Below are 6,986 nucleotides of genomic sequence, written 5' to 3'. Positions count from 1 at the left end.
GGCTTCGGCGTGGGTAAGACCACGTTTGTCGGTGCCGTTTCGGAGATCAACCCGCTGCGCACCGAAGCCGTGATGACGTCCGCCTCGGCGGGCATCGACGACCTGACCCACACCGGGGACAAGACCACCACGACGGTGGCCATGGACTTCGGACGCATCACCCTGGACCAGGACCTGATCCTGTACCTCTTCGGCACACCCGGCCAGGACCGCTTCTGGTTCATGTGGGACGACCTGGTCCGCGGCGCCATCGGCGCCGTCGTCCTCGTCGACACCCGCCGCCTCGCCGACTGCTTCCCCGCCGTCGACTACTTCGAGAACAGCGGACTCCCCTTCGTCATCGCCCTCAACGGCTTCGACGGACACCAGCCCTACACCCCCGACGAAGTACGCGAAGCACTCCAGATCGGACCGGACACCCCGATCCTGACGACGGACGCCCGGCACCGCGCGGACGCCAAGAGCGCGCTCATCACGCTGGTCGAGCACGCCCTGATGGCGCGGCTGCGCTAGGCCGCCTGACCGTACGCAGAAGGGCCCGCACTCCTCGGAGGAGTGCGGGCCTTCTGCGTACGGTCCCCGAGGGGGTCAGCCCTGCCAGCTGTGCGGGGCGCGGAAGCCGGGCGTGCGCTCCAGGCGGCGCCAGCCGGCGGTGTCACGGCCGCGGTGGGCGGGGGCGGCGGGCCGGGCGGCGGCGCGGGCCATCAGGACGGCGGTGATGGCCGCCAGCTCCTCGGGGTCGGCGTGACCCTTCTCGACGCGCAGGACGGACTCGGCGGACGTCAGGCTCATGGTGGGGTGTCTCCGTCTTCTCGGCATGATGTCGTGGACCGTGCGGCGGGTCGCGCCGCTGCGGAGGAGGACTACTGCGGGGGGTTGCCGTGCTTGCGGGACGGCAGGTCGGCGTGCTTGTTGCGGAGCATGGCGAGCGAGGCGATGAGCACCTCGCGGGTCTCGGCGGGGTCGATGACGTCGTCGACGAGACCGCGCTCGGCCGCGTAGTAGGGGTGCATCAGCTCGGACTTGTACTCCTTGACCATGCGGGTGCGCATGGCTTCGGGGTCCTCGGCGTCGGCGATCTGCCGGCGGAAGATGACGTTGGCCGCGCCCTCGGCGCCCATCACCGCGATCTCGTTGGTGGGCCAGGCGTAGGTGAGGTCGGCCCCGATGGACTGGGAGTCCATGACGATGTACGCGCCTCCGTAGGCCTTCCGCAGGATCAGCGAGATCCGCGGCACGGTGGCGTTGCAGTAGGCGTAGAGCAGCTTCGCTCCGTGGCGGATGATCCCACCGTGCTCCTGGTCCACGCCCGGCAGGAAGCCGGGGACGTCCAGAAGAGTGATGATCGGGATGTTGAAAGCGTCGCACATCTGGACGAACCGCGCGGCCTTCTCGGAGGCCTCGATGTCCAGCACGCCCGCCAGCGACTGCGGCTGGTTGGCGACGATGCCGACGACCTGGCCGTTCAGGCGGGCCATCGCGCAGATGATGTTGCGGGCCCAGCGCTCGTGGATCTCCAGGTAGTCGCCGTCGTCGACGAGCTCCTCGATCACCTTGTGCATGTCGTACGGGCGGTTGCCGTCGGCCGGGACGAGGTCCAGCAGGACGTCGCCGCGCCGGTCGGCGGGGTCGTCGCTCTCCACCGTCGGCGGGTTCTCGCGGTTGTTGGAGGGCAGCATCCCGATGAGGTAGCGGACCTCGGCGATGCAGGTCTCCTCGTCGTCGTACGCGAAGTGCGCGACGCCCGAGGTCTCGGCGTGCACGTCCGCGCCGCCGAGGCCGTTCTGGGTGATCTCCTCGCCGGTGACCGCCTTCACGACGTCCGGTCCGGTGATGAACATCTGCGAGGTCTCACGGACCATGAACACGAAGTCGGTCAGCGCCGGGCTGTAGGCCGCGCCGCCCGCGCACGGGCCGAGCATCACGCTGATCTGCGGGATCACACCGGACGCCCGGGTGTTGCGCTGGAAGATGCCGCCGTAGCCGGCGAGCGCCGAAACGCCCTCCTGGATACGGGCCCCGGCGCCGTCGTTCAGCGACACCAGCGGAGCACCGGCCGAGATGGCCATGTCCATGATCTTGTGGATCTTCGTGGCGTGGGCCTCGCCCAGCGCCCCGCCGAAGATCCGGAAGTCGTGCGCGTAGACGAAGACCGTGCGGCCCTCGACCGTGCCCCAGCCGGTGATGACACCGTCGGTGTACGGCTTCTTCGCCTCCAGGCCGAAACCGGTCGCCCGGTGCCGTCGCAGCTGCTCGACCTCCTTGAACGAACCCGGGTCGAGCAGCAGCTCGATCCGCTCCCGGGCGGTCAGCTTCCCCTTGGCGTGCTGCGCCTCGGTCGCCCGCTCGCTCGGTCCGCGCCGCGCCTGCTCGCGCAGGGCCAGCAGTTCGGCCACCCGGCCTCGGGCGTCGCTCGGCTCGCCCTGGGTTTCGTCCACAACGGTCATGTACTGACCCTACGAACACCGACCCAGAAATCGTGCCGTCGACTCCGTACAGTCTCCTGCCCGGTTTCGTGGTGGGAGTGAACAGAACCACATCGCCATGCACGCGATCCACCAGCGAAACGCCGCTTTCGGTTGTGAAGACTCCACAAGAGGGGGGTGTGTGCCGTGGGCCACACGCTCCGAGGGCGCCCCGCAAAGGCCCCGTCATACTGAGGGGCCCGCAAAAGCCCCCTCAGTATGACGCGGCAGATGACCTCTGCCGTTCGCCGTGCCCGCGGATCCGGGCGGACGGCGGTCAGCCTCCGCAGTGGAAGCGGGCGTCCCCCCAATCGGCGTGGTCGTTGCCGTTGCCGTCGCCGCCGTCCTGGACGATCAGCTCGACGTACTTCGCGCCGGTGACGTCGGCGGTGAGTCTCCAGGCGGGGTCGGCCGCCCCCAGCACCGGTGACGCCACCTTCTCCGTGGAGTCGGCGGTGACCGAGAACCGCACACTGCCCCGGGTGGTCTGGACGTCGTCCACGCCCACCTCGGCGGTGAAGGAGGTGCACTTCCCGCCCAGGTAGTAGCGGATCTTCGCCGGGGCGTGCGTGCCCAGGCCCTTGGCGTAGGCGACGCCGCCGATCTTCAGGGGTCCGCCGTCACCGGCCCCGGACTCCCCGTTGGAGCGGTCGCGTTCGACCGGGCCCCAGCCGTTCTGCGAGGCGGTCCAGTCGAGGTCGCCGGCCCAGCTGTCCGCGGTGGGCGGCGGCGGGAGCGTACGGACGGAGGTTCCCGCGCCGAGCGTCCTGGCCGCTCCCCCGACGGTGTACGTGGCCTTCGCGTCCAGCGCGTACGTGTCGTAGGGGGCGTCGACCGGCGGGGTGACCCGCCAGCTGCCGGTGGCCTTCGCGCCCGGGGCGACCGAGTCGAAGGCGACCGCGCCCGCGGGTTCGGCCTTCCAGCCCTCGGGCACGGTGAGTGCGAGCTGCACGCCGGTGGCGGCGCTCGCCTCGTCGTTGCCGAAGGTCGCCTTCACCGTGTTCCCGGCTCCCGGCTCCAAGGTCTCGGCGTCGGCGGCCACGCCGAGCGTGCCGCAGACCGCCTCCCGTCCGGCGGGGGCCGGTCCGAGGTCCCTCACGGTGAAGCCGTCGAGCACGAAGTCCGCGCCCTCGGGTGCTCCGGGCAGCTTCCGCAGCCCGGTCCAGGTGTCGCCGCAGCCCGCGGTGAGCGTCCGGCTGAACTTCCCGGTGGTGCGCTGCTGCCCGATCGGGGTGGCCCGGGTCTCGGTCGAGGAGGCCTTGCCGTCGGCGGCCCGGTCGTAGCCCTCCACCCAGCTGTAGGCCCCGGCGTGGCTGGACTGGTAGTCGAACGCGATCTCGTACCGGTGTCCGTCCTTCATCGGGACGGTCCAGGGGGCGGTGCGGTAGACGAGCCCGGTGTTCTCCTCGTGGGCCTTGAGGGACTCCGTCCCGCCGAGCACGTCGTCGATCAGCTTCCCGTTCCAGCCGGACTGGGTGTACGGGGCGTTGAGCTGCGAAATGCTGGTGCGGGGGTCGGTGGAGCCGCCCGCGTCGCCCTTGAGGAAGGGGCCCCAGCCCTGGTCGACGGCCTCGAAGTCCTCGTACGCCACCGTGCCGGCGCGGGTCGCGGGGGCGTTCTCGACGATCCGTACGTCATCGGCGCGGACCTTCGCCGTGGAGCCGGCGGCCGCCTCGACGCGCAGGGTGGTGCGACCGTTCGCGGGGGCGGTGAAGTTGACCTTGGCGCGCTGGAAGGAGGTGCCGTGCCAGTCGGAGGCGGCGACGAAGTCCTCGGCCGTGGAGCGTTCGACGGTCACGGCCTTCCCACCCGCGCTCAACACCGTGCGCCGGCTCGCGCCCGGCTCGACCTCGACCAGGGCCGAGGCGGTGTAGCGCCTGCCGGGCTTGAGTCCGGTGACGGACTGGGAGAGCGCGGCCGGACCCGAGCCGGAGAGCTCGGCGCTGTTGCGGCCCTGCTCGTCGGTGTCGCGGGCTACGGTGCCGGTCTTCGTCCAGCCCTTCAGGTCACGGTCGTTGAAGCCGGGGTCCTTCAGCCCGGTCCCCTTCCCCCAGGCGGCCTCCTTCTCCTTCGGCGCACGGTCGGGGTAGAGGACGTAGGCCTGTCCGGCGGTGGCGGTGAGGGTGATCCTCCCGTTGGCCGGGCGGACGGTGGCGACCTTCTTCCGGCCGTTGTCGGACAGCTCGTAGACGGTGTACGGGCCCTTGCCGGGCACCTCCCAGCTGCTGGTGGCACCGGTCTCGCTGTAGTGGTAGAGCTTCTTGCCGCCGTCCCACGGCAGCAGGTAGTCGGTGCCGCTGAGCACCTTGCGGCCCTGGTCGTAGAAGGTCCGCTTCCCGTCCTCGACCGTGCCGCGCACCCCGCCGGTGAAGGTGATGTCGTTGCCGTCCCAGCGGGTGATCCGCTGCTGCTGGAGGTACTTCGCGGGCAGGTTCTTCTGCCAGATGTTGGCGGTGAAGGCGTTCCAGTCGGTCTCGCCGGTCCAGCCCTCGAAGTCCTCCAGGGCGCTCTGGCCGAGGACCGGGTGGTTGTTCCAGACGTCCTTCTCGCCGTTGCGGATGAACCGGATGATCTGCGAGTTCAGGCCCTTGTTGGTGGCCCCGCCGTAGTTGAGGTCGTTGGCCCAGTGCGACCAGAGCGAGGCGCGTTCGAACTTGTCGGCCCACTCGGTGCCTACGGTCCAGCCCTGCTTCTGTACGGCCTGGATCGTCTTGTCGGCGATCCAGCCGTGGCTGTAGTAGACGTCGATGTAGAGGAAGTCGAGGTTCTCGTCGGTCTCGTCGCGCAGTTGCTGGAAGCGCTTGGCCAGGTCGCCGCTGTTGATGTCGCGGCGCTGGTCGATGTAGTAGCTCTGGTTGAGCCAGTTCCAGCCGGGCTTCGTCTTGTCGACGAGCTGCTCGGAGAAGGCGTTGGCCTCCGGGTAGGACTCGGTGGCGTTCACGTGGACGCCGAAGTCGGCGCCCCACTTCTCGCCGTCCTTGAGCAGGGTGTTGAGGTCCTTCAGCCCGCCGGCCCGCTTGTTGTAGTTGCCGCCGTAGTCCGGGTGGGCGGAGTCGTGGCCCTCGGAGCCGTACCCCTTGAGGACGGCGAGCTGGCCGAGGCCGTCGGTGGTCTTCGAGATCCGCTTGACGTCGTCGAGGGTGCGCAGGAACGGGTGGGTGGCCTGGCTGGCGAAGTTGAACGGGATGTGGGTGACGACCCGGTTCGCGGTGTCCTCGCTGCCCGGCGCGGTGACGCCGATGGTGCGGAAGGCGACGGCCCCGTCCTGCCAGTCGACGGCCTGGTCGCCGTTGGCGTCGGGGGTGACGACGACCTTGGCCCACGGCAGGTTCTCGCCGCTCTCGGGCTTCGGCGCGCCCGCGCCCCGGTAGGTCCACTGGCCGGACCAGACGCCGACCCGGACGCCGCCGCCCTCCTCGGTGCGCGCCTGGTGCCAGAAGCGGGCGTCGTCGCCGCCGGTGGCCCCGGCGGGCTTGTCGTACGAGGAGTTGGACTCGATCGCCGCGGCGAGCGAGCCGTTGTTGAGGATCGCGTAACTCGCCCCGACGGGCGCGGAGTCGGGCTTCGTCTCCCCGGTGATCCTCGCGAAGACGTCGGCGGTGCGGGTGGAGTCCGGGTCGAGCTTCGTGAACGCGGTGGCGGCCCCGGCCTCGGCGGAGCCGACCGAGATCAGGTCGTGCCCGGGAATGTCGATGGTCCCGACCCGGAACGCCGCGGTGTCGCGGACGGCGGTCACCCGGAACGTGGTGGCCCGCCCGGAGACGGTGAGCGAGGCGTCGATCTCGACGCCCGGGAGGTCCTCGAAGGCGAGCGTGTAGCGGGCGGCGGAGCGGGTGATCTTCGGCTTGCCCTTGAGCTTCACCGGACGGGCGGTCCCGTTGAGGGTGACGGCGGTGACCGGCCGGACGCTGCCGAGCAGCTGCTCGCCGCTCGCCCGGTCGGTGTACGACAGGACGCGCGGGAAGTCGTCGGCGACGGCGACGGCGAGCCGGTCGGATCCGATGACGGCGGAGCCGGCGGACTCCGCCGCCCCGGCCGGAGTGGGGGACGGATCGGCGGCTGCGGCGGGGAGGGCGGTCCCCACGAGCGCCAGGACGGCTGCTGAGGCCGCGGCGACCAGGCCGGGGCGAGGGAATCTTGGCGACATGGCCCCTGAGTAGTCGCCGTGTCCGGACATCGTCAACGAACTTCGGCTCCCGGGGCCGACTCCGTCCAACAACCCCGGTGCGTTAGTCCAAGTCAGGACGGTACGGGGCAGGCCGGGACCTCGTTCACCTCTTGGCCGTCGACACCCCCGGGCGGTCACGGTTCGCACCCGCTCGGTTCCGTCAAGTACCGCTTAGGGGCGTTGAGTTGTGAAGACCCGGCAATTTTGAGAGCGCTCTCAGTCACAAGTCTTGACGCTCGTTCCGCTCCTCGCGAGAGTGGTGCGCACCGCAGGCACCCCCACGGTCCCGCACCCCCCGCACCCCCGCACCTCCCCCCACCCACCACCCGCCTGCGGCCCCCCACCACCTCGGG

4 protein-coding genes are annotated in these 6,986 nt (G+C 70.5%); 1 reads left to right on the top strand and 3 read right to left on the bottom strand.

What is annotated here, in order from left to right; all coding sequences use genetic code 11:
* A partial coding sequence (locus tag D581_RS0126090; protein WP_018492394.1) for a GTP-binding protein occupies positions 1 to 513 on the top strand: 513 nt, incomplete at its 5' end.
* 75 nt (positions 514 to 588) lie between these two features.
* On the opposite strand, the gene D581_RS0126085 is transcribed toward D581_RS0126090, so the two are convergent.
* The 3 genes from D581_RS0126085 to D581_RS0126075 form a co-directional block, all read right to left on the bottom strand.
* Complete coding sequence (locus D581_RS0126085; RefSeq protein WP_018960133.1) at positions 589 to 792, bottom strand: acyl-CoA carboxylase subunit epsilon; 204 nt, start codon at positions 790 to 792, stop codon at positions 589 to 591.
* Between the two features lie 71 nt (positions 793 to 863).
* Positions 864 to 2,447, bottom strand: coding sequence for an acyl-CoA carboxylase subunit beta (locus tag D581_RS0126080; protein WP_026290919.1), 1,584 nt, complete (start codon positions 2,445 to 2,447; stop codon positions 864 to 866).
* 295 nt (positions 2,448 to 2,742) lie between these two features.
* A complete protein-coding gene (locus D581_RS0126075) occupies positions 2,743 to 6,612 on the bottom strand; it encodes an endo-alpha-N-acetylgalactosaminidase family protein (RefSeq protein ID WP_026290918.1) in 3,870 nt (1,289 codons plus the stop codon).
* Positions 6,613 to 6,986: the final 374 nt, after the last annotated feature.

It is taken from the genome of Streptomyces sp. CNB091, from assembly GCF_000377965.1.
Note: the sequence above shows the minus strand (reverse complement) of the source record. Positions and strands in the feature narration are given on the sequence as shown.

What these genes read in the sequence shown, in the direction of transcription:
- D581_RS0126085 (WP_018960133.1), bottom strand. Translation starts at nt 792, where the DNA reads ATGAGCCTGACGTCCGCCGAGTCCGTCCTGCGCGTCGAGAAGGGTCAC.
- D581_RS0126080 (WP_026290919.1), bottom strand. Translation starts at nt 2,447, where the DNA reads ATGACCGTTGTGGACGAAACCCAGGGCGAGCCGAGCGACGCCCGAGGC.
- D581_RS0126075 (WP_026290918.1), bottom strand. Translation starts at nt 6,612, where the DNA reads ATGTCGCCAAGATTCCCTCGCCCCGGCCTGGTCGCCGCGGCCTCAGCA.